Source organism: Pseudomonas sp. SG20052 (genome assembly GCF_031766055.1).
Taxonomy (GTDB): domain Bacteria; phylum Pseudomonadota; class Gammaproteobacteria; order Pseudomonadales; family Pseudomonadaceae; genus Aquipseudomonas; species Aquipseudomonas mandelii.
Window position 1 is genome coordinate 5,249,170 of sequence record NZ_CP134498.1, and the last position, 22,109, is coordinate 5,271,278.

Below are 22,109 nucleotides of genomic sequence, written 5' to 3' on the forward strand. Positions count from 1 at the left end.
GGCAGCCGAAAAAAACCCAGGCACCTATCGATGCCCGGGCTTGTGCGTTTAACTTGACCGAACAGCCAAGTAAAAAACGTTGTTACTACACTGCTGCTTCCTGAACCACACGAATAACCCGCTGTGGAAACGGAATATCGATACCCGCCGCTTTCAAACGATCACGGGACTGTTCATTGAACATGAACATCACATCCCAGTAATCCGCAGTCTTCACCCAAACACGCAGCGAAACAGTAATCGAACTGTCACCCAGGGTCGAAATAACGGCTTGTGGTGCAGGTTCTGTCAGGATGCGTTCATCTTTGGCCAAATCCAGCAACACTTCACGGGCCTTCTGCAAGTCCGCTTCGTAGTCCACGCCCACATCAAATACAACTTTGCGGGTTGGCTGACGATTTGTATTGGTAATGATACCGTTCGACAAGTTGCCGTTAGGCACAATGATGGTCTTGTTATCGCCAGTGCGCAGTACGGTGTGGAAAATCTGGATACTGTCGACCGTACCGGCAACGCCTTGGGCTTCGATCCAGTCACCAATGCGGAACGGACGGAACAACAGAATTAGCACGCCGCCGGCAAAGTTTGCCAGGCTGCCCTGCAAGGCCAGACCGATGGCCAGACCCGCCGCACCAATGGCCGCCACGAACGAAGTGGTTTCCACGCCGATCATTGATGCCACGCTGACTACCAGCAAAACCTTGAGAATAATGTTCGCCAGACTGCTGATGAAACCTTGCAGCGCGAGGTCGGCATTACGCAACGCCAGCAGGCCGCCAAGCTTTTGCGCCACCTTGCTGATCAACCACCATCCGACTGCCAGCGTGATGACTGCCAGCAGCACGCGGCTGCCGTACTCCATGATCATCGGGATCCAGGCTTGGGATGCCCTGACCAGGTTGTCCACTTCGGTATTCAAATCCATCTATTTTCTCCTGGGTTAAGCACAATCCGGGTGGGAGCGACGGTGCGGCGATCCGACCTGCTCGCGAAGAGGGCAGATCAGTCGACATCACTAATGAAATGACCCACCGCTTTCGCGAGCAGGCTCGCTCCCACAGGGTTCCCGCATTGCTAGGTCAGTCGCGGAAGTTGTTGAACTGCAGCGGCATATCGAAAGTCTTGGCGCGCAGAGCTGCAATCGCCTCCTGCAAATCATCACGTTTCTTACCGGTGATGCGCACTTGCTCGCCCTGAATGGCGGCCTGAACCTTGAGCTTGGCGTCCTTGACGTGAGCGACGATTTTCTTCGCCAGCTCTTTGTCGATGCCCTCCTTGAGGACGGCTTCCTGTTTCATCAGCTTGCCCGACGCGTAGGCATCCTTGACTTCAAGGCACTGCACGTCGATCTTGCGCTTGACCAGGGCCAGCTTGAGGATCTCGATCATCGCCTCGAGCTGGAAGTCAGCCTCGGCGGTCAGGTTGACGGTCAGGTCCTTTTCCTTGAATTCAAAGGTGCCCTTGCCTTTCAGGTCATAACGGCGATCGAGTTCCTTGACGGCGTTCTCGACCGCGTTGGTGACTTCGTGTTTGTCCAGTTCGGATACCACGTCGAACGACGGCATGTAATCTCTCCAATAAAAGGCGCGCTCGATAGCGATGGCGCGCGCTTGGCTTGCGGTTAAAATCGGGCTCATTATAACGGGTCTTTTCCAACCGATACTGCGAGCCTCACATGCCTGTGCCAAACCGAGCAAAAAGCTGATGTCCACCACCTGGCATGTATTGGGCGCCGGCAGCCTCGGCACCTTGTGGGCCACCCGCCTGGCGCGGGCCGGGGTGCCGGTCCGGTTGATCCTGCGCGATGAGCAACGCTTGCAGGCATATCAGGCGGCCGGAGGGTTGACGCTGGTGGAACACGGCGAAGCCAGCACCTATGACATCCCCGGTGAAACACCCCACGGCAACGAGCCGATCCACCGTCTGCTGGTGGCGTGCAAAGCCTACGATGCCGAAAAGGCCGTGGCGCAACTGGCGCCGCGCCTGGCGCCTGATGCCGAACTGATCCTGTTGCAGAACGGCCTCGGTAGCCAGGACGCCGTCGCCGCGCAGGCTCCCCAAGCGCGTTGTGTATGCGCCTCAAGCACCGAAGGCGCGTTTCGCGATGGCGACTGGCGTGTGGTGTTCGCCGGTCACGGCTACACCTGGCTGGGGGATGCCGGTCATCCGGTCGCGCCGATCTGGCTGGACGACTTGACTGCCGCCGGTATTCCTCACGAATGGAGCACCGACATTCTCACGAGGCTGTGGCGCAAACTGGCGCTCAACTGTGCGATCAATCCGCTGACCGTGCTGCACGATTGCCGCAACGGCGGCTTGCAGGAACACCATTGCGAAGTCGCCACCCTTTGCGTCGAACTGACCGACTTGCTGGAACGCTGCGGTCAGCCGGCAGCCGCCGAGGACCTGCAACAGGAAGTCGAACGGGTGATCCATGCCACCGCGGCCAATTACTCCTCGATGCACCAGGACGTCGCAAGCCAGCGCCGAACCGAAATCAGCTATCTGCTGGGCTATGTCTGCAAAGTGGCCTCGCGGCACCAGTTGAACCTGCCCCACCTCAATCAATTACAGCAGCGGCTGATTGCCCATCTTCAAAGCCTTGGATTGCCCAGCGACTGAGCAGCGGCTACGCTGGCCACTTGTTCCTTTTCAGCGATGAACCTGATGCCATTGCGCCAGCGTCTCGAAAACCTTCCCGTCGGCCAGAAACTGCTGGCCGCCCTGCTCGTGCTGTTGATCACCATCCTGCTGGTCGCCAACCTGACCTTTATCAGCGCCGCGTATTACATCTCTCAGGAAAGCATGGCGCCACAGGCCTTGCAGACCATCGGCCGACTGGTGTCCAACCCGAGCCTAGTGGCCGACGCCTTGAAGTCGCCGCAAAGCGCGGAACGCCTGCTCAACGAACTCAATAGCTATTCACCGCTGCGGGCGGCGGCCTTGTATGACGGCAAGGGTGAGCGATTGGCGCAATTGCAACATGGCGAGAAGCTGCAACTGCCAGAACGCTATCGGCATATCGAAGCCTGGCAGGCCACCGAGTTTCGCAGCAATCAGATCATCACCCTGCCCCGCCCCGGCACCGCGCCGGGCCACCTGTTGTTGGTGGCCAGCAGTGAACTGCCAATGGCGTTCTACACCGGGACCCTGACTGCCAGTCTCGGCATTCTGATCTTCAGTGTGCTGTTATGGCTGGTGATCGCCCGGCAAATCAAGCGCCTGATTACCCGGCCGATCCATCAGCTCGAAGAGCTGTCCCGGCAAGTGACCCGCGAAGAAAACTACGCCCTGCGCGCCTCCCGTGGCAACCACGACGAAATCGGCAGCCTCGCCGAGGCCTTCAACACCATGCTCTCGCGGATCGAAGCCCGGGAGCAGCAGCTCAAACGGGCCCGGGACGATTCCCAGGCGGCTTACGATCAGGCGCAAGGCCTGGCCGAAGAGACCCGCCACACCAATCGCAAGCTGGAACTCGAAGTCCAGGTGCGCAGCAAGATCGAGAAAAAACTTACCGGTTTCCAGAACTACCTCAACAGCATCATCGACTCCATGCCGTCGGCCCTGATCGCCCTTGATGAGCAGCTCTACGTGACCCAGTGGAATCAGGAAGCCAGTGCGCTGTCCGGCACGCGTCTGGACGAAGCCTTGAACCAGCCGATCTTCCTCGCCTTCGAACCCTTGAAGCCATTTCTGCCGCAGCTCAAGCAAACCGTCGAGCAGCACACCGTGGCGAAGATCGAGCGCGTGACCTGGTTCAAGGACGATGAACCCAAGCATTACGCCCTGACCTTCTACCCGCTGATGGGCGGCGCCGGGCGCGGCGTGGTGATCCGGATCGATGACATCACCCAGCGTCTGTCGCTGGAAGAGATGATGGTGCAGTCAGAAAAAATGCTCTCGGTCGGTGGCCTCGCCGCGGGCATGGCCCACGAGATCAACAATCCGTTGGGCGCGATCCTGCACAACGTACAGAACATTCGGCGGCGCCTGTCACCTGACTTGCCGAAGAACCTCGAACAGGCTGAGCTAGCCGGCATTTCCCTGGACACGGTCAACAAATACCTGCAATTGCGCGAAGTACCGCAGTTGCTTGATGGCATTCAACAGGCTGGCGCCCGGGCCGCGAAGATTGTCACGCACATGCTCAGCTTCAGCCGCCGCAGCACCCGGCAAATGGCCCCGTGCGACCTGCCGGCGCTGATCGATCAGGCGGTGGAAATCGCCGGTAACGACTTCGACCTGGCCATCGGTTTCGACTTCAAGGGCCAGGCGATCATCCGTCAGTTCGACCCTGCGCTGGGCCCGGTGCCCGGCACGGCCAACGAACTGGAACAAGTGCTGCTCAATTTGTTGAAAAACGCCGCCCAGGCCATTCACCAACGTGAAGACGACAGTGAACCCGGGCGAATCATTCTGCGCACCCGGCTGAATCCGCCGTGGGCCGAAATCCAGGTCGAGGACAACGGCATCGGCATGAGCGAGAACGTGCGCAAACGCACCTTCGAGCCGTTCTTCACCACCAAGGAAATCGGTCAGGGCACAGGCCTTGGCTTGTCGGTCTCGTATTTCATCATCACCAATAACCACAAGGGGCAGATGGAGGTGCAATCGACGCCGGGCCAAGGCACCTGTTTCACTTTGCGCCTGCCGCTGGCCGGCTCCCCCGTCATCTCTCAAGAACTCAATCAGCTATCGAGGTAACCCATGGGCTTTCGCTTGTCGAAGATTTACACCCGCACCGGCGACAAAGGCGAAACCGGGCTCGGCGATGGTCGCCGCGTGCCCAAGGACCACCCGCGGATCGAGGCCATTGGCGAAGTCGACACGCTGAACAGCCAAGTGGGCGTGCTGCTGGCCGGATTGGCCGCAGAAAGTGCTGCGAATCCGGGTTTGAACGAGGTGATTGAGGTTTTGGCGCCTTGCCAGCATCGGTTGTTCGACCTCGGCGGCGAGTTGGCGATGCCGGAGTATCAGGCGTTGAATGCAGCGGAAATCGAACGGCTGGAAACGGCGATCGATCTGTGGAATGAGGAGTTGGGGCCGCTGGAGAATTTCATTCTACCGGGAGGTTCAGCGCTGATTGCCCAGGCCCATGTGTGCAGAAGCCTGGCGCGCAGCGCGGAGCGGCGGTGTCAGCAGTTGAATGCGATTGAACCGTTGGCCGGGGTTGGCTTGGCGTACATCAATCGGCTGTCGGATGTGTTGTTTGTGGTGGCCAGGGTGATTGCCAAGCGGCAGGGGGTTGCCGAGATTCTTTGGCAGGCGGCTGCTAAACCTCAGGAATAATTGGCGTATTCGAGGACGCTATCGCGAGCAGGCTCGCTCCCACAGCTGACCGAGTTCCTCCAGAAGGAATGCGATCAAAGGTGGGAGCGAGCCTGCTCGCGATGAGGCCGGTGGCTACATCACAGAATCAGGCCAAAACGCCCGAATCCCCGCCACTCCCTGCGCCCCCGCCTCCCAAGCCTTTTGCTGTTCCGCCGGGCCAACACCACCGAGCAAGAACACCGGTTTGCTGAAACCGTCGATCAACGCCGCCACCTGCTCCCAGCCCAACGGCAGCGCATCCGGATGAGTCTGGGTCGGCTGCACCGGTGACAAGGTCACAAAATCCACGCCCATCTGCTCGGCCAGCGCCAGCTCTTCAGCGTTGTGGCAAGACGCCGCCAACCAGCGCGACGCCGGTAACGGTCGACCCGCCGCTGCATATTTGCGCAACTGCGCTGACGTGATGTGCCAGCCGGCGGACGGGAAGTCGCCCAGCCACTCGAACGGGCCCTTGATCATCAACTGCGCCTTGCCAGCACACAGCCCCGCCGCATCCACCGCCAGATCGCGGTATTTCGGATCGTAGCCGTTGGGTGCCCGCAGCTGGATCAGCTTGATGCCGCCAGCGATGGCTTTCTGGATTCCACGCAGCAAGGCCGGGGTTTCCAGGTCTTCAGGCGTAATCAAATACTGCGCAGGCAAACGTGCAGCCGCCACGATCGGCTGGTTGGCCGCGGGGAACTCATAGCTCAGCAGATCACGCTGGCCCACCCATTCCAAAGGCTGGCCTTCGGCGCCATGGGGCTCGCCGGTAAAGGACGAAACTTCCCAAACGTCCAGCAACACTTGCTTGTCCGGGTAATCGTGGCGGACTTTGATCAACGGACGCGCGGCGCTGACCACAATGCCCAACTCTTCCTGGAGTTCGCGAGCCAATGCGCTTTCGACGGATTCGTCGTCCTCGACCTTGCCCCCGGGGAATTCCCACAAGCCGCCCTGGTGCTGGGTGTCGGCACGGCGTGCGATAAGGATCTTGCCGCTGCTGTCGCGGATAACGGCGGCGGCTACGTGTACTCGTTTCACTGCCCAATCTCCTCCAGGCCAGCCTTCTGCCAGGCCTTGAACGACGGCCATTGATAGACGGTTTCAACGTAGGCTTCGTCCACCGCCGGCAATTTCACCTGATAGGTGCGCAGGCGCACGGCAATCGGGGCGAAGAAGGCATCGGCGAGGGTCGCGCCGCCGAACAGGAACGGACCGGTTTCAGTGGCGACCGCACGGCATTCAGCCCACAACGCCAGCATGCGCTCGATGTCTGCCTGAACCTCAGGAGGCGTCGGCGATAGCGGTGCGTCGCGGCTCAGGTCGAACGGCATGTTGCCGCGCATGGCAAAGAACCCGGCGTGCATCTGCGCACAGGCCGAACGGGCCTGGGCACGGGCGGCGGTGTCTTTGGGCCAGAGGCCAGCGTCGGGGAATTGCTCGGCCAGGTATTCGGCAATCGCCAGAGAATCGGCGATGGTGCCGTGCACGGATTTCAGCAGCGGGACTTTGCCGGTCGGCGAATGCTTGAGCAGGCGTTCGCGGGTGTCCGGCTGGCCCAGCTTGATCAGTTCTTCGGTGTACGGGGCGCCAGTGAGGTCAAGGGCCAGTGCGCCGCGCAGGGACCAGGAGGAAAGCAGTTTGTCGCCGATGATCAGGTGGAGGCTCATGTTCGGGACCTTTTGAGAAGGGAAGCGGGCCAGCATTTGCAGTGTCTGGTCGGCCGTCTTCGCGGGCGATCCGACGTGCCCGCGAAAGCGATCTATCTTATGTGCGGTATTCGGCGTTGATCTTCACGTATTCGTGGGACAGGTCGGTGGTCCAGATGGTTTCGCTGCAATCGCCGCGACCCAGTTCGATACGGATGGTGATTTCTTCCTGCTGCATCACCGCCGCGCCCTGGGCTTCGGTGTAGGTCGCGGCGCGGGCGCCACGGCTGGCGATGCAGACTTCGCCGAGGAACACGTCGATCTTGCTGACGTCCAGGTTCGGCACGCCGGCACGGCCAACGGCAGCAAGGATGCGGCCCCAGTTCGGGTCGGACGCGAACAGCGCGGTCTTGATCAGCGGCGAGTGCGCCACGGTGTAACCGACGTCCAGGCATTCCTGATGATTGCCGCCGCCGTTGACTTCAACGGTCACAAATTTGGTCGCGCCTTCGCCGTCACGCACGATGGCCTGGGCCACGTCCATGCACACTTCGAACACGGCTTGTTTCAGCTTGGCAAACAACTCGCCTTCGGCGCGGGTGATTTCCGGCAGCGCGGCCTGACCGGTGGCGATCAGCATGCAGCAGTCGTTGGTCGAGGTGTCGCCGTCGATGGTGATGCGGTTGAACGACTTGTTGGCACCGTCCAGCAGCAGATTCTGCAACACGTCGCGGGAAACTTTGGCGTCGGTGGCGATGTAGCCGAGCATGGTCGCCATGTTCGGACGGATCATGCCCGCGCCTTTGCTGATGCCGGTAACGGTAATAGTCACGCCGTCATGCTGGAACTGGCGGCTGGCACCTTTGGGCAAGGTGTCGGTGGTCATGATGCCGGTGGCGGCGGCTTCCCAGTTATTCACTGACAGGTCGTCAAGGGCGGCTTGCAGCGCACCTTCGATTTTCTCGACCGGCAGCGGCTCACCGATCACACCGGTGGAATACGGCAGCACCAAGCTGGCGTCAACGCCGGTCAATTCAGCCAGTTTCGCGCAGGTGCGCTCGGCGGCGGCCAGGCCAGGTTCGCCCGTGCCGGCGTTGGCATTGCCGGTGTTGGTCAGCAGATAACGTACCGGGCCTTGCACTCGTTGCTTGGCCAGAATCACCGGAGCGGCGCAAAAGGCGTTCAGGGTGAACACGCCCGCGACCGTGGAGCCTTCGGCGCAGCGCATGACCACAACATCCTTGCGCTCCGGGCGCTTGATGCCGGCCGAGGCGATACCGAGTTCAAAACCGGCAACCGGGTGCAACGTTGGCAAAGGACCAAGACCAACAGCCATGAATGCGCTCCTTAATAAATGATGTCAGCACCGCTCTCAGGAAGAACGGTGGTGTAAATGGCAAAACGCCGCGACGGCTGATGCCGGTCGCGGCGCGGGTATTTCAGCGTATGAAACGGGTTTACTGGATCTGCCCGTGGCAATGCTTGAATTTCTTGCCCGAACCGCAGTAGCACAGTTCGTTACGGCCCAGCTTCTGTTCGTTGCGAACCGGTGCAGTGGCGAGGGCGACATCGACCTCTTCACCGAGCAGTTCCGGTTGCTCAAGACCAGGCGCTTCGTCGTGCAGGAACTGCATGCGCGCCGCCAATGCCTCGGCTTCCTGACGCAGGCGTTGCTCTTCTGCTTCCGGATCTTCGCGGCGAACCTGAACGTGCGACAGCACACGGATCGAGTCGCGCTTGATCGAATCCAGCAGCTCGGAGAACAGCGTGTACGACTCGCGCTTGTACTCTTGCTTCGGGTTCTTCTGTGCATAACCACGCAAGTGGATGCCGTGACGCAGGTGATCCATGGTCGACAGGTGGTCTTTCCACAGGTCGTCGAGCACACGCAGAACGATTTGCTTCTCGAAGGTGCGCAGTGCGTCGGCACCGGCCTGATCTTCTTTCTCGTTGTAGGCAGCGATGAGCTCCTGCATCAGCTTCTCGCGCAGGGTTTCTTCGTACAGGTGATCGTCTTCGTCGAGCCATTTCTGGATCGGCAGCGCCACACCGAAGTCGCTCTGCAACGCAGCTTCCAGACCGGCCACGTCCCACTGCTCTGGCAGCGATTGCGGTGGAATGTGCGCACTGATGGTCGCGTTGAGCACGTCCTGACGGAAGTCGGCGATGGTTTCACCGATGTTGTCGGCGGCCAGCAACGTGTTACGCATGTGATAGATCACTTTACGCTGTTCGTTGTTGACGTCGTCGAACTCGAGCAGTTGCTTGCGAATGTCGAAGTTACGACCTTCAACCTTGCGCTGAGCCTTCTCGATGGCGTTGGTCACCATACGGTGCTCGATCGCTTCACCGGACTGCATGCCCAAGGCTTTCATGAAGTTCTTCACCCGGTCAGAGGCGAAGATGCGCATCAGGCTGTCTTCCAGCGACAGGTAGAAACGGCTGGAACCGGCGTCACCCTGACGACCGGCACGACCACGCAGCTGGTTGTCGATACGGCGCGATTCGTGACGCTCGGAAGCGATCACCTGCAAGCCGCCCGACTCCAGCACTTGCTGGTGACGTTTCTGCCAGTCGGCCTTGATCTGGGCAATCTGCTCAGGGGTCGGATTTTCCAGGGTCGCAACTTCCACTTCCCAGTTGCCGCCCAACAGAATGTCGGTACCGCGACCGGCCATGTTGGTGGCGATGGTCAGCGCACCCGGGCGACCGGCCTGGGCAATGATCTCGGCTTCTTTTTCGTGGAACTTGGCGTTCAGGACCTTGTGTTCGATGCCTTCCTTCTGCAGCAACGCAGACATGTGCTCGGACGTTTCGATGGTTGCAGTCCCCACCAGCACCGGACGGCCCAGGGTCATGCATTCCTTGATGTCGTTGATGATCGCCGCGTATTTCTCTTCGGCGGTCAGGAACACCAGGTCGTTGTAATCTTTGCGCGCCAGCGGTTTGTTCGGTGGAATGACCATCACCGACAGACCGTAGATCTGGTGGAATTCGAACGCTTCGGTGTCCGCAGTACCGGTCATGCCGGACAGCTTGTTGTACAGACGGAAGTAGTTCTGGAACGTGGTCGAGGCCAGGGTCTGGCTTTCGGCCTGGATGTTCAGGTTTTCCTTGGCTTCGATGGCCTGGTGCAGGCCTTCGGACAAACGGCGACCCGGCATGGTGCGGCCGGTGTGTTCGTCGACCAGGACGACCTGGCCATCCTGCACGATGTATTCGATGTTGCGATTGAACAGCTTATGAGCGCGCAGACCGGCATAAACGTGGGTCAGCAGGCCCAGGTTGTGCGCCGAATACAGGCTCTCGCCTTCAGCCAGCAGGCCGACGCGGGTCAGCATGTCTTCGATGAACTGGTGACCGGCTTCGTTGAGCTCGACCTGACGGGTCTTCTCGTCAACGGTGTAGTGGCCAGCCTTGGTGACTTCGCCTTCCACTTCTTCGACGTGCAACTCCAGCTGCGGGATCAGTTTGTTGATCTCGATGTACAGCTTGGAGCTGTCCTCGGCCTGACCGGAAATGATCAGCGGGGTACGGGCTTCGTCGATGAGGATGGAGTCGACTTCGTCGATCACGGCAAAATTGAGTTCGCGCTGGAATTTTTCTTCCATGCTGAACGCCATGTTGTCGCGCAGGTAGTCGAAACCGAATTCGTTGTTGGTGCCGTAGGTGATGTCGGCGGCGTAAGCAGCGCGCTTCTCTTCCGGCGGCTGGAATGGGGTGACCACACCGACCGTCATACCGAGGAATTCGTAGAGCGGACGCATCCAGTTGGCGTCACGACGGGCCAGGTAGTCGTTCACCGTCACAACGTGCACGCCCTTGCCGGACAGCGCGTTGAGGTAAACGCCCAGTGTTGCCACCAGGGTCTTGCCTTCACCGGTACGCATTTCCGCGATCTGGCCTTCATGCAAGGTCATGCCGCCAATCAGCTGGACATCGAAGTGGCGCATACCCATGACACGCTTACCGGCTTCGCGGGCGACCGCAAAGGCTTCTGGCAGCAGCTTGTCGAGGGTTTCCCCTTTGGCGATGCGGGCCTTGAACTCGTCTGTCTTGGCACGCAATTGATCGTCCGAAAGGGCCACCATTTGCTCTTCGAAGGCATTGACGAGTTGCACCGTCTTGAGCATGCGTTTGACTTCACGCTCGTTCTTGCTTCCAAAAAGTTTCTTTAACAAAGGCGCAAACATATCGGCAGGATCTTCCACACTAAAGGGATGGAGGGCGGCCCCGTGAGTCGCCCGTGCAGCCCTCATGGCCGCATGCGAACGAGCATTCTACCCGGAAACGATGGTGAGGAAAGTGGCGTTGTTCCACGATGCATGCACTGCGCTGTGACGGGGCTCACTTAAAATAAGGGCTTTTTGCGCAACTTCAAGCCATTCGCGGCAGAAGTTACTTGTTGATTTAATGGGTAAAGCGCTCGCAAAGCAATGGGTCGGGCGCATGTGATGCTTTCTGCTACCATGGCGGCTCTGTTACTTCAGGTGTCTGATCATGGCATTTCGCCCTCTCACGGCCAGAGCACCCGCCGTTCTGCTTCGCGAAGCCAAGCCGCTGAAAGCCATTTTTGGCCATGCTCAACGCCTGGGTCATCTGCAACGTCTGCTCGAAAGCCAGTTGCAGCCTGCTGCGCGCGAGCATTGCCATGTGGCCTCGTGGCGCGAAGGCAGTTTACTGCTGATCGTCACTGACGGTCATTGGGCCACCCGCCTGCGTTACCAGCAAAAACGCCTGCAACGCCAGTTACAGATGTTCGACGAGTTCGCCAGCCTGACGCGGATTCTGTTCAAAGTGCAGCCCCCCACCGTTCAGCAAGGGGCGGCGGGGCATACCATCAGTTTGTCGACGGATGCCGGCGCAACCATTCAGGCCACGGCCGATGGCATCAGCGATCCGAATCTGCGAGCGGCGCTGGAACGCCTTGCGGCGCACGCCAAACCCAAAACCTGAAATTGATGTTTCACCTGTAGGATCGCCGCACCGCTCGCTCCTACAGGGTTGTGTCCGGCCAGTGGTTGTCAGCGGCGTTTACTGCCACCGAGCAGCGAGCCCATCAGTCCGCGTACCAGCTGCCGGCCCAATTGATTGGCCGCCTGGCGCATCGCCGATTTCAGCGCCTGCCCCGCCGCCGTGCCGAGGAATTCCCCGGCCTTGTCGGTGAAACTCGGCTCTTCGGCGGCCGGTTTACCCGGAACGGCCTCAGGCTCCGGCGCCAACCCTTTACGGCCCATCAATATTTCATACGCCGATTCCCGATCAACCGGCTTGTCATACCGCCCCTTGAACGGCGACCCGGCGATCAGCATCGTGCGCTCGGTTTCGGTCAACGGCCCGATCCGCGATTGCGGCGGGGCGACCAAGACACGCTGGACCATCTCCGGCGTGCCCTTGTCCTGCAAGGTGCCGACCAGCGCCTCGCCGATCCCCAGTTCGGTCAACACCGACAGGGCATCAAACGCCGGGTTCGGCCGGAAGCCCTCCGCCACCGCTCGCAGGGATTTCTGCTCCTTGGCGGTGAAGGCGCGCAAACCATGCTGGATGCGCAGGCCGAGCTGAGCCAGCACGTCATCCGGCAAGTCGCCCGGTGATTGCGTGACGAAATAAACGCCCACGCCTTTGGAACGAATCAGCCGCACCACCTGCTCCAGGCGATCCTGCAAAGCCTTGGGCGTGTCGGCGAACAATAAATGCGCTTCGTCGAAAAACAGTGCCAGCAGCGGTTTGTCCGAATCGCCACGCTCCGGCAGTTGCTCGAACAACTCGGCCAGCAACCACAGCAGGAATGTCGCATACACCTTCGGCGCTTCGTGGACCAGACGACTGGCATCCAGCAAATGAATGCGCCCACGGCCGTCAGCCGTCGGTTGCAGAATGTCTTCGAGTTGCAGCGCCGGTTCACCGAACAGCGCTTCGGCACCTTGTTGCTCCAGGGTCGCCAGACGCCGCAACAGCGCCTGACTGGAACCGGTGGTCATCAACGCCGCGTCGTCCCCCAGCAACTCAGGGTTGTCACGCAGGTGATTGAGCAGCGCCTTCAGATCCTTGAGGTCCAGCAGCAACAACCCTTCGCGGTCCGCGACCTTGAACGCGGCATACAGCGCCGACTGCTGGCTGTCGGTCAACTCCAGCAGGCTGCCGATCAGCAACGGCCCCATTTCGCTCAAGGTGGTGCGCAATGGATGACCGGACTCACCGTGAATGTCCCACAGGGTGACCGGGTAAGCCGCAGGCTTGTGGTTGAGCCACGGCATCCCGGCGATCCGCTCGGCGATTTTGCCTTGAGGGTTGCCGGCGGCACCCAGGCCACACAGGTCGCCCTTGATGTCTGCCGCGAACACCGCCACGCCCGCGTCGCTGAAGGCTTCGGCCAGTCGCTGCAACGTGACGGTTTTACCGGTCCCGGTAGCGCCCGCGACCAGGCCGTGACGGTTCGCCAGGCGCATGGCCTGGGAGATAGGCTGGCCGGCAAGGTCAGCGCCGATAACGAGTTGCGATGAGTCAGGCATTTTGTCACCCATGGTTAATCTTTGATCCTGCACGGCCGATACAAATAGTTGTGAGACCAATCCGAAAATAGCGTCGGTAATTCCCTAAGGAGAGGATGGAAATATCAGCTTTTTTTCAACATTGCCCATTTTGCGTGCCTTTATAAAAGCACGCTCAGGACATTAAGACCTTAGCGGAACCCCAAGCCATGAACAAAAACCTGCGTTTCAGCCATAAAATCTTGCTTGCGCCGCCCTCATCGTCATTGCCGCCTTCGCCTCGTTCACACTGTACAACGACTACCTGCAGCGCAACGCCATTCGCGAAGACCTGGACAATTACCTCAACGAGATGGGAGACGTCACCGCCAGCAACATCCAGACCTGGCTGACTGGCCGTATCCTGCTGATCGACAACCTCGCTCAAAACATAGCCGTCAATCCTGAACAGGCCAACGTCGCCAGTCTGCTTGATCAGAAAGCCCTGACGTCGACTTTCATGGCGTCCTACCTGGGCGACTCCACCGGCAGCTTCACGATTCGTCCCGACGCCAAAATGCCTGCCGGTTTCGATCCGCGGGTACGTCCTTGGTACAAAGGCGCCGAAAGCAGCAGCACGGCCACCCTGACCGAACCTTACATCGATGCGGCCACCGGCCAGACCATCATCTCCATCGCCACCGCCTCGAAAAAGGCCGGGCAAAGCGTGGGTGTGGTGGGCGGCGACTTGAGCCTGCAAACCCTGATCGACACCCTCAGCGCCCGTGATTTCGACGGCATGGGTTACGCCTTCCTGGTCAGCGCCGACGGCAAGATCCTGGTGCACCCGGACAAAGCCCTGGTGATGAAGTCCCTGAGCGAGGCGTACCCGAAAAGTACCCCGCGCATCAGCAGCGACTTCACTGAAGTGGAAGTGGACGGCAAGACCCGCATCGTCACCTTCACTCCGATCAAAGGCCTGCCATCGGTCAACTGGTACATCGGCCTGTCGGTCGACAAAGACAAAGCTTTCTCGATGCTCAGCGAGTTCCGCGCCTCAGCGGTCGTCGCGACGATCATTGCCGTGGCGATCATCATCGCGTTGCTGGGCATGTTGATCCGCATCCTGATCCAACCGCTGCACGTCATGACCCGCGCCATGGAAGACATCGCCGACGGTGAAGGCGACCTGACCAAACGTCTGACCATCGTCAATAACGACGAATTCGGCGTTCTAGGCACAGCGTTCAACCGTTTTGTCGAACGTATTCACGGTTCGATCCGTGAAGTGTCCTCGGCCACCGGCCAGGTCAACGAAGTCGCGCTGCGTGTGGTCGCCGCGTCGAATTCGTCGATGTTCAACTCCGACCAGCAAGCCTCGCGCACCAGCAGCGTGGCCGCCGCGATCAACCAGCTCGGCGCCGCCGCTCAGGAAATCGCCCGCAACGCTGCCCAGGCGTCCAGCCAGGCCAGCGATGCCCGCAGCCTCGCCGAAGATGGCCAGCAAGTGGTGGATCGCAGCATCAAAGCGATGAATCAGCTGTCGAGCATGCTCAGCGCTTCGAGCACCAACATCGAATCGCTGAACAGCAAAACCGTGAACATCGGGCAGATTCTCGAAGTGATCACCAGCATCTCCCAGCAAACCAACCTGCTGGCGCTCAACGCAGCCATCGAAGCGGCCCGCGCCGGTGAAGCCGGGCGTGGTTTTGCCGTGGTGGCTGACGAAGTGCGCAACCTGGCGCACCGCACGCAGGAATCGGCGCAACAGGTGCAGACCATGATCGAAGAGCTGCAAGTCGGCGCCCGCGAATCCGTCAGCACCATGAGCGACAGCCAGCGCCACAGCCAGGACAGCGTGGAAATCGCCAACCTGGCGGGCGAGCGCTTGAACAGCGTGACGTTGCGTATTGGTGAGATTGACGGGATGAACCAGTCGGTGGCGACCGCGACCGAGGAACAGACGGCGGTGGTGGAGTCGATCAACGTCGACATTACCGAGATCAACACGCTGAATCAGGAAGGCGTGGAGAACCTGCAATCGACGTTGCGGGCGTGTTCGGACCTGGAGCAGCAGGCGGCGCGTCTTAAGCAGTTGGTGGGCAGTTTCCGTATTTGATGCGGCATTGAGGTCCTCTTCGCGGGCAAGCCTCGCTCCTACAAATTAACGCTAATCCGTGTAGGAGCGAGGCTTGCCCGCGAAGGCGGTCTGAAATACACCGCAAAAACCTCGCTGATCTGCGCGCCACAAAACCCCGACCGAACATCTATCCTTCATAAAGGTCAACCAAGGGAGAACAACGGACCGGAGGGATGCTCACTGTGCATATCGCGGACATCACCATGTTCTACGCCCCGGCCAGCGGTGGCGTGCGCACGTATCTGGATGCCAAGCACCGTCGCCTGAGCATCAAGCCAGGCATTCGCCACAGTTTGCTGATTCCAGGGGCACACCTGAGTGAGCATGACGGCATCTACTCAGTTCCAGCCCCGGCCCTACCTTTCGGCAAGGGTTATCGTTTTCCTCTCCGCTTGGCGCCATGGCGAAATGTCCTGCATGATTTGCAGCCTGACCTGATCGAAGTCGGCGACCCTTACCTCACCGCATGGGCAGCTCTGGATGCGCGCCGGCAACTGGATGTGCCGGTGATCGGCTTTTATCACTCGGACCTGCCACTGCTGGTCAGCAATCGAATGGGCAATTGGGTGACCCCGAATGTCGAGGCCTATGTCCGCAAGCTGTATGGCAACTTCGACCGGGTGCTGGCACCGAGTCAGGTCATGGCCGACAAGTTGATCGGTCTTGGCGTGAAGAATGTGTTTGTCCAGCCGTTGGGGGTCGACCTGCAAACGTTCAATCCCCAAGCAAGGGACAGCGGCTTGCGGGCCGAGTTAGGCATTGATGAAAACACCCATCTGCTGATTTTTGCCGGCCGTGGCTCCAAGGAAAAAAACCTGCCGGTATTGCTCGGTTGCATGAAACGTCTGGGGCCTCGTTATCATTTGTTGCTAGTCGGTTCTTCCATGCCCGCTGTGGTGCCGGACAACGTGACTGTCGTCGATGAGTTCTGCCCGGCCACGCAAGTCGCGCGCTTGATGGCCAGCGCTGACGCGTTGCTGCATGCCGGCGATCAGGAAACCTTCGGCCTGGTGATCCTCGAAGCCATGGCCAGCGGTATTCCGGTGGTGGCGGTAGCCGCCGGGGCCTTTCAGGAAATCGTCACCGATCAATGCGGCTTGCTCTGCGCGCCGAACAATCCCCTGGCGATGGCCAATGCTGTTCGCGAGCTGTTCAGCCACGACAGCGCCGCCCTGGGCAAGCGCGCCCGCAGCCATGTCGAACAGCATTACGCCTGGGACACCGTGGTCGACAGCCTGCTGGGGCACTATCACGCAGTGCTCGGCAGCCAATGGCCGCTGACCGCCAATGGTTGAGCCCATGAGCCTGCCCAGCCTGGTACTCGTGCTGCATGACGTTGCGCCGCAGACCTGGGCCGATTACCAGCCTTTTGTCGAGGCTGTCGATGCCCTGGGCGAAGTGCCGATGACCTGGCTGGTGGTGCCGAACTTCCACAAGCACAACGACCTGGACGAGCATCCGGGATTTCGCCGATGGCTGACCAGCCGAGTTGCCCGAGGTGACGAACTGGCATTGCACGGCTACTTTCATTGCGACGAAAGCCCTCCTCCCAGCAATCCCAGAGACTGGTTCATGCGCCGGATCTATACCCACGAAGGCGAGTTTTACAGCTTGTCGCAAGCCGCCGCCCTCGCCCGCCTGCGTGCCGGAATCGAAGTGTTCCATCGTTATCATTGGCCACTGGAAGGCTTCGTCGCTCCGGCGTGGTTGATGAGCGAAGGCACTCGGCAGGCGTTACGCCAGTTACCGCTGAGCTACACCAGCGATTCACAGCATCTCTATCGGCTGCCGGACTTCAAGGCCATCGATGCGCCGGGACTGGTCTGGAGTGCGCGCAGTGCCTGGCGCCGGGGGCTGTCGAAAATCATCAGCGACCAGCGTGAACAGCGCTGGCGGCACGCGCCGGTGATTCGCCTTGGACTGCACCCGGTGGACATGCGTCATGGATTTTCGCGCAACTATTGGCTGCAAACCCTCAAGCGCTTGCTCGATGAGGGGCGAGTGCCAATGACCAAGGCCCAGTGGCTCTCTTTTCACAGTGATCGTCTCGGTCGCGCCGCATGAGCCGGGGCATTCTGCTGTTTATCGCCCTGCTCGCCGCGGTGCTGATTCCATTGCTGCTGGGCGGCAACGAGACGTGGTCGCGGCTGCAAAATTTCCCCTTGAATGAATTGCTGATCATGTTCGGCATGATCTTGCTGTGCTGGGTGGTGAACACCCTGCGCTTGCGCCTGTTGCTGGGCGATCAGTGCGACAAGGTCGGCCGGGTCAAGAGTCTTGGCGTAGTGATGGCCGCCGAGTTCGCCTACTGCGCCACCCCAGGCGGCAGCGGCGGCCCGCTGACCATCATGGCGCTACTGGCGCGCAATGGCGTGCGCCCGGCACGGGGCAGCGCGGTGTTCGCCATGGACCAACTCAGCGATCTGCTGTTTTTCCTCTGCGCGCTGAGCGGGATTCTGATCTATGCGTTATTTCAGCACCTCAGCGAACGCCTGGAATGGCTGCTGATAGTCAGCGCCGTCTCCATGTTTGGCGGGTTGCTCAGTTGCGTGGTGGTGGCGCGCTACCATCGACTGCTGATTCGCCTGAGCGGGCGACTGCTCGTTCGCCTCAACGTCAAAGGCAGCACGCGCCTGCGCTGGGCACGCAAGCTCCTTCATTTCCTGGCAGCGTTCACTGACACGCTGAAGTTGCCCGTTATGACGTTGATCAAGGTGTTTGCCCTGACCTGCGTGCATTGGCTCCTGCGGTATAGCGTGCTGTATCTGGCGTTGCGCGGGCTCGGGGCCGATTTGCAGTGGGCCTGGTGCTTTCTGATCCAGATGCTTTCACTGAGTGCAGGGCAATTCAGCCTGCTGCCGGGCGGTGCGGGTGCGGCGGAGTTGACTTCAGCGGCGCTGTTGGCGCCCATGGTGGGGAAATCCACCGCCGCGGCGGCGATTCTGATCTGGCGGACGGTGACGTATTACTTCTACCTGGTAGTGGGCGGCCCGGTGTTTCTGCTGATGCTGGGGCGGCCGCTGCTGAAGAAACTGATGAAGTTCAAGCAGGCTTAGGCTTGTCTTCGGGTTGCTGCTGCAACTGCTCCCACAACTCGGCGGCACCGGGAAACTCCGTGCCGTCTTCAGGGCTCATCTCATCCGGGTCGTAGCGACTCAAACAGCCCTCCCCCAACGTGGCGGGGGCCTTGGAAGTGGCTTTGTCGAGTGGATCGGCCATGGTCATGTCCTCAGTGCAGAAACGGCGAAGGGCCTGAAGCGATTGAACGCCCAGGCCCTTCGAATTTCAACCGTGATGTGCGGCGATCAGAACACTACGGTCTTGTTGCCATGCACCAGCACCCGGTCTTCCAGGTGATAACGCAGACCGCGGGCCAGCACCATTTTCTCGACGTCACGGCCGAAACGCACCATGTCTTCAATGCTGTCGCTGTGGCTGACGCGCACCACGTCCTGCTCGATGATCGGACCGGCATCCAGCTCTTCGGTCACGTAGTGACACGTCGCACCGATCAACTTCACGCCACGCATCGAGGCCTGGTGATACGGCTTGGCGCCGACGAACGACGGCAGGAAGCTGTGGTGAATGTTGATGACCTTGTGCGCATATTCCCTGCACAACGCGGGCGGCAGGATTTGCATGTAACGGGCAAGTACCACCACTTCGGCATCGTGCTGTTTGACCAGGCGCGAGACTTCGGCGAAGGCCGGCTCTTTGTCCTGTGGATTGACCGGCACGTGGTAATAAGGAATGCCGTGCCACTCGACCATGCTGCGCAAGTCGTCGTGGTTGGAAATCACACAGGAAATTTCGCAATCCAGTTCATCACTGTGCCAGCGGTGCAGCAAGTCGGCCAGACAGTGGGACTCACGGCTGGCCATCAACACAACGCGCTTTTTCTGCGCGGTGTCGGTAATGCGCCAGTTCATCGAGAACTCTTCGGCAATGGGTGCAAACGCTTCGCGAAAGGCCTCAATACCGAAAGGCAGCGAGTCGGCACGTATTTCGTGACGCATGAAGAACCAGCCATTCTGATTGTCCGAGTGATGGCTCGCTTCAGTGATCCAGCCGTTATGTGACGCCAGAAAGTTACTGACTTTAGCAACGATGCCGACGCGGTCCGGGCAAGCAATCACCAGCCGAAAAGTGCGCATGAGGGGGAAACTCCAGAACTTCGCAAAGGCCGCCATTCTAGCGATTGCGCAGCAAAACTGCAGTATCGATGACACATTGACCTGCACGCGGGTCAGTGGAACAGATTCCGGCAGCCCCTCGCCACCCGCGCGATGGTGTTCTTGTAGTCAATCTTCAAGCGCTCAATTGTGAATATCTGTGATGACTGCATCACACTTTTAACTCTGCGTTGAATTGACGGCCTATTCATCGCAACTAATTTAAATAAAAAGCCGGTTAAATGTTTACTTGATGAAACACCCTGACTATTATTGCGGCACTGTCACCCTGCCATCCAGCGCCCAACATAAGGTAGTCCTCATGTCCTTGATCAACGAATATCGCGCCACCGAAGAAGCTATCAAAGAGCTGCAAGCCCGTTTGAAGAACCTGTCCCAAGACGACAAACTGCAAACCGAGCTGGAATTCGAAGGCAAACTGCGCACCCTGATGGGCGAATACTCCAAGTCCCTGCGTGACATCATCGCGTTGCTGGACCCAGAGTCCAAGACCAAAGCACCACGTGGCGGCGCAGTAAAAACTACTGGCACCAAGCGTGCTCGCAAAGTTAAACAATACAAAAACCCGCACAACGGCGAAGTCATCGAAACCAAAGGTGGCAACCACAAGACTCTGAAAGAGTGGAAAGCCAAGTGGGGCGGTGACGTGGTTGAAGGCTGGGCTACCCTGCTGGGCTAAGCCCAATAGGTTGTCAAAGACTTATCCGTGACAAAAAATAACGCCAGCTGATGCTGGCGTTTTTTTATGCCCGAAATACAGCCCGGGCATTTTTCGTTTTCAAAGATTCAAACGTTTGCGTAATTCCTGGACATAATTCTGCCATTCACTCAGTACCTCTCGCTGAAACGTTGTAGCAGTAACGCTCAATTGGGCTGCGGCTTCTACGAAACTTTCAAGCGTATTGGGCGCCCCCCACTCCGGGGTCGACAAACGTTGCTGACAGAATGTTTGCCAGCGCGCTTGCTCCTCGGAATTCAACGTATCGGGGAAGTTGCGTGCGCGATAACGAAACAATAATTCAGGTAAACGTTCGTCATCGAAAGGCCATTGCTGTTGTGATAATTGGGCTGGGTCGGCGGCCCTGACTTGCTCACATAGACGACGATCCCGATCACCGATAAAACCATCGTATAACTGTTGTTCGGGGTCCCGGCTCGGAGTGAAATCTTCGCTGGCATAAATAGCCAACACTTTATCTCGCCAAACTTGTTGTGCGTCACTTAGCCGCAGTACGCGATCCTGATAAAGCGCCATGTCCAGCCCCAGGCGTTGCTGATCGTCAGGACGAAGTACCGACAGCGGCGCCACCACCGGGCACTTGTTGATATGAATAAGCTTGAGCGGCACCGGCAATTCGCCGTCGGCCAGATCATCACGGCGGGTATACAGGCGCTGACGCAAGGTTTCTGCGTCCAGATCAAGCAACCCCTGGGGATCCAGATGCAGGTCACAGACAATCAGGGCGTTCTTGTTGCGCGGATGCCAGGCCAGTGGCAACACCACACCGACATAACTGCGAGCCGCCGAGAATCGTCCGGAAATGTGCACCATCGGCTGTAACAGCCGAATCTGATCCATCACCTTTTGTTTGCCGCGCAACTGGAACAACCAGTCATACAACTTCGGCTGCTTCTCGCGAATAAGCCGAGCCAGGGCGATGGTGGCGCGAACGTCCGACTGCGCCTCGTGGGCATTGCCGTGGTCAATGCCATTGGCGGCGGTCAGCCGTTCGAGTTTAAGCGTCACCCGCCCTTCATCATCGGTTGGCCAGACAAGGCCATCGGGGCGCAAGGCGTAGGCCGCACGTACCACATCAATCAGGTCCCAGCGGCTGTTGCCGCCCTGCCACTCGCGCGCATACGGGTCGAAAAAGTTTCGGTACAGGCTGTAACGGGTCATCTCGTCATCGAAGCGCAACGTGTTGTAACCCGCGCCGCAGGTCCCCGGTGCCGCCAGTTGAGCGTGCACCCGGGTCATGAAGTCGGCTTCGCTCAAACCGTGTTCGGCCAGCTGACTGGGCGTAATACCGGTGATCGCGCAGGCTGCTGGATGCGGCAGGATGTCGTCGCTGGGCTGACAGAAGAGGTTGACCGGCTCGTCTATTTCATTGAGATCGAAGTCGGTGCGAATCCCCGCCACCTGGAGCGGGCGGTCGCATCGGGGATTGATGCCGGTGGTTTCGTAGTCGTACCAGAAGATCGAGGTCACGGGCTGTTCCTGAACTGAAGATCGGCAAAGTCTAGGCGTTCACATCCCGCCCCGGCCAGTAACTTGTCATTCAATCACTTCTGGTTTCGCAACGTGCAATACATAGTTATGTCGTTTCCCCCCGAGAGGCTGCTA

The 22,109-nt window shown here is 59.5% G+C and carries 19 protein-coding genes; 9 read left to right on the forward strand and 10 right to left on the reverse strand.

Annotated elements, in window-relative coordinates:
* Positions 1–85: 85 nt before the first annotated feature.
* Together RHP74_RS24165 and RHP74_RS24170 are read right to left on the reverse strand one after the other, a co-directional pair.
* A complete protein-coding gene (locus RHP74_RS24165) occupies positions 86–925 on the reverse strand; it encodes a mechanosensitive ion channel domain-containing protein (protein ID WP_311096464.1) in 840 nt (279 codons plus the stop codon).
* A 154-nt stretch (positions 926–1,079) separates the two neighbouring features.
* On the reverse strand, positions 1,080–1,565 hold the full coding sequence (locus RHP74_RS24170; RefSeq protein ID WP_007906601.1) for a YajQ family cyclic di-GMP-binding protein: 486 nt from the start codon (positions 1,563–1,565) through the stop codon (positions 1,080–1,082).
* 139 nt (positions 1,566–1,704) lie between these two features.
* Between RHP74_RS24170 and RHP74_RS24175 the strand changes: the two genes are divergently transcribed.
* From RHP74_RS24175 to RHP74_RS24185, 3 genes are read left to right on the forward strand one after another with little or no spacing between them, the layout of a single operon-like run.
* Positions 1,705–2,622, forward strand: coding sequence for a putative 2-dehydropantoate 2-reductase (locus RHP74_RS24175; protein ID WP_010457507.1), 918 nt, complete (start codon positions 1,705–1,707; stop codon positions 2,620–2,622).
* Between the two features lie 45 nt (positions 2,623–2,667).
* Positions 2,668–4,704 carry a HAMP domain-containing sensor histidine kinase gene (locus RHP74_RS24180; RefSeq protein ID WP_042933026.1) on the forward strand — a complete coding sequence of 679 codons (2,037 nt, stop codon included), beginning with the start codon at positions 2,668–2,670 and terminating at the stop codon, positions 4,702–4,704.
* Between the two features lie 3 nt (positions 4,705–4,707).
* Complete coding sequence (locus RHP74_RS24185) at positions 4,708–5,289, forward strand: cob(I)yrinic acid a,c-diamide adenosyltransferase (protein ID WP_010457512.1); 582 nt, start codon at positions 4,708–4,710, stop codon at positions 5,287–5,289.
* A gap of 114 nt (positions 5,290–5,403) precedes the next feature.
* On the opposite strand, the gene RHP74_RS24190 is transcribed toward RHP74_RS24185, so the two are convergent.
* The 4 genes from RHP74_RS24190 to secA form a co-directional block, all read right to left on the reverse strand.
* Positions 5,404–6,354, reverse strand: a complete 951-nt coding sequence (locus RHP74_RS24190) for a Nudix family hydrolase (RefSeq protein ID WP_010457514.1) — start codon at positions 6,352–6,354, stop codon at positions 5,404–5,406.
* Positions 6,351–6,983, reverse strand: coding sequence for a glutathione S-transferase family protein (locus RHP74_RS24195; RefSeq protein ID WP_010457515.1), 633 nt, complete (start codon positions 6,981–6,983; stop codon positions 6,351–6,353). Before RHP74_RS24195 ends, RHP74_RS24190 begins: the two co-directional genes overlap by 4 nt.
* Positions 6,984–7,080: 97 nt before the next feature.
* Positions 7,081–8,298: a bifunctional glutamate N-acetyltransferase/amino-acid acetyltransferase ArgJ gene (gene argJ / locus RHP74_RS24200; RefSeq protein WP_311096465.1), complete on the reverse strand. Its 1,218-nt coding sequence runs from the start codon at positions 8,296–8,298 to the stop codon at positions 7,081–7,083.
* 121 nt (positions 8,299–8,419) lie between these two features.
* Positions 8,420–11,155 (reverse strand): preprotein translocase subunit SecA, encoded by a 2,736-nt coding sequence (gene secA / locus RHP74_RS24205; RefSeq protein ID WP_010457520.1) that lies wholly within the window; start codon positions 11,153–11,155, stop codon positions 8,420–8,422.
* A 307-nt stretch (positions 11,156–11,462) separates the two neighbouring features.
* Here secA and RHP74_RS24210 point away from each other — a divergent pair, with 307 nt between their 5' ends.
* Positions 11,463–11,918, forward strand: coding sequence for a DUF721 domain-containing protein (locus RHP74_RS24210; protein WP_008147416.1), 456 nt, complete (start codon positions 11,463–11,465; stop codon positions 11,916–11,918).
* 68 nt (positions 11,919–11,986) lie between these two features.
* On the opposite strand, the gene RHP74_RS24215 is transcribed toward RHP74_RS24210, so the two are convergent.
* Positions 11,987–13,474: a helicase HerA-like domain-containing protein gene (locus tag RHP74_RS24215; protein ID WP_010457524.1), complete on the reverse strand. Its 1,488-nt coding sequence runs from the start codon at positions 13,472–13,474 to the stop codon at positions 11,987–11,989.
* A gap of 331 nt (positions 13,475–13,805) precedes the next feature.
* On the opposite strand from RHP74_RS24215, the gene RHP74_RS24220 reads away from it, so the two are divergent.
* From RHP74_RS24220 to RHP74_RS24235, 4 genes are all read left to right on the forward strand, one after another.
* A complete protein-coding gene (locus tag RHP74_RS24220) occupies positions 13,806–15,551 on the forward strand; it encodes a methyl-accepting chemotaxis protein (RefSeq protein WP_409201919.1) in 1,746 nt (581 codons plus the stop codon).
* 194 nt (positions 15,552–15,745) lie between these two features.
* Entirely contained in the window at positions 15,746–16,867 is a 1,122-nt protein-coding gene (locus tag RHP74_RS24225) for a glycosyltransferase family 1 protein (protein WP_311096466.1), read from the forward strand.
* Entirely contained in the window at positions 16,860–17,636 is a 777-nt protein-coding gene (locus RHP74_RS24230; protein ID WP_311096467.1) for a polysaccharide deacetylase family protein, read from the forward strand. Before RHP74_RS24225 ends, RHP74_RS24230 begins: the two co-directional genes overlap by 8 nt.
* Positions 17,633–18,628, forward strand: coding sequence for a lysylphosphatidylglycerol synthase transmembrane domain-containing protein (locus RHP74_RS24235; protein ID WP_311096468.1), 996 nt, complete (start codon positions 17,633–17,635; stop codon positions 18,626–18,628). Before RHP74_RS24230 ends, RHP74_RS24235 begins: the two co-directional genes overlap by 4 nt.
* On the opposite strand, the gene RHP74_RS24240 is transcribed toward RHP74_RS24235, so the two are convergent.
* Entirely contained in the window at positions 18,615–18,791 is a 177-nt protein-coding gene (locus tag RHP74_RS24240) for a hypothetical protein (protein ID WP_010457533.1), read from the reverse strand. The genes RHP74_RS24235 and RHP74_RS24240 overlap by 14 nt on opposite strands.
* An 86-nt stretch (positions 18,792–18,877) precedes the next feature.
* On the reverse strand, positions 18,878–19,726 hold the full coding sequence (purU, locus tag RHP74_RS24245; protein ID WP_010457535.1) for a formyltetrahydrofolate deformylase: 849 nt from the start codon (positions 19,724–19,726) through the stop codon (positions 18,878–18,880).
* A gap of 340 nt (positions 19,727–20,066) precedes the next feature.
* Between purU and mvaT the strand changes: the two genes are divergently transcribed.
* Positions 20,067–20,444 carry a histone-like nucleoid-structuring protein MvaT gene (gene mvaT / locus RHP74_RS24250; protein WP_007933316.1) on the forward strand — a complete coding sequence of 126 codons (378 nt, stop codon included), beginning with the start codon at positions 20,067–20,069 and terminating at the stop codon, positions 20,442–20,444.
* A gap of 99 nt (positions 20,445–20,543) precedes the next feature.
* Here mvaT and sbcB read toward each other — a convergent pair whose 3' ends face one another.
* The gene (gene sbcB, locus RHP74_RS24255; RefSeq protein WP_311096469.1) at positions 20,544–21,974 is read right to left on the reverse strand and encodes an exodeoxyribonuclease I; all 1,431 of its coding nucleotides are present in this window, start codon (positions 21,972–21,974) and stop codon (positions 20,544–20,546) included.
* Positions 21,975–22,109 lie beyond the last annotated feature (135 nt).

Coding starts and splice junctions, on each gene's coding strand:
- RHP74_RS24165 (WP_311096464.1), bottom strand. CDS start 925: ATGGATTTGAATACCGAAGTGGACAACCTGGTCAGGGCATCCCAAGCC.
- RHP74_RS24170 (WP_007906601.1), bottom strand. CDS start 1,565: ATGCCGTCGTTCGACGTGGTATCCGAACTGGACAAACACGAAGTCACC.
- RHP74_RS24175 (WP_010457507.1), top strand. CDS start 1,705: ATGTCCACCACCTGGCATGTATTGGGCGCCGGCAGCCTCGGCACCTTG.
- RHP74_RS24180 (WP_042933026.1), top strand. CDS start 2,668: ATGCCATTGCGCCAGCGTCTCGAAAACCTTCCCGTCGGCCAGAAACTG.
- RHP74_RS24185 (WP_010457512.1), top strand. CDS start 4,708: ATGGGCTTTCGCTTGTCGAAGATTTACACCCGCACCGGCGACAAAGGC.
- RHP74_RS24195 (WP_010457515.1), bottom strand. CDS start 6,983: ATGAGCCTCCACCTGATCATCGGCGACAAACTGCTTTCCTCCTGGTCC.
- argJ (WP_311096465.1), bottom strand. CDS start 8,298: ATGGCTGTTGGTCTTGGTCCTTTGCCAACGTTGCACCCGGTTGCCGGT.
- secA (WP_010457520.1), bottom strand. CDS start 11,155: ATGTTTGCGCCTTTGTTAAAGAAACTTTTTGGAAGCAAGAACGAGCGT.
- RHP74_RS24210 (WP_008147416.1), top strand. CDS start 11,463: ATGGCATTTCGCCCTCTCACGGCCAGAGCACCCGCCGTTCTGCTTCGC.
- RHP74_RS24215 (WP_010457524.1), bottom strand. CDS start 13,474: ATGCCTGACTCATCGCAACTCGTTATCGGCGCTGACCTTGCCGGCCAG.
- RHP74_RS24220 (WP_409201919.1), top strand. CDS start 13,806: ATGGGAGACGTCACCGCCAGCAACATCCAGACCTGGCTGACTGGCCGT.
- RHP74_RS24225 (WP_311096466.1), top strand. CDS start 15,746: ATGCTCACTGTGCATATCGCGGACATCACCATGTTCTACGCCCCGGCC.
- RHP74_RS24230 (WP_311096467.1), top strand. CDS start 16,860: ATGGTTGAGCCCATGAGCCTGCCCAGCCTGGTACTCGTGCTGCATGAC.
- RHP74_RS24235 (WP_311096468.1), top strand. CDS start 17,633: ATGAGCCGGGGCATTCTGCTGTTTATCGCCCTGCTCGCCGCGGTGCTG.
- RHP74_RS24240 (WP_010457533.1), bottom strand. CDS start 18,791: ATGGCCGATCCACTCGACAAAGCCACTTCCAAGGCCCCCGCCACGTTG.
- purU (WP_010457535.1), bottom strand. CDS start 19,726: ATGCGCACTTTTCGGCTGGTGATTGCTTGCCCGGACCGCGTCGGCATC.
- mvaT (WP_007933316.1), top strand. CDS start 20,067: ATGTCCTTGATCAACGAATATCGCGCCACCGAAGAAGCTATCAAAGAG.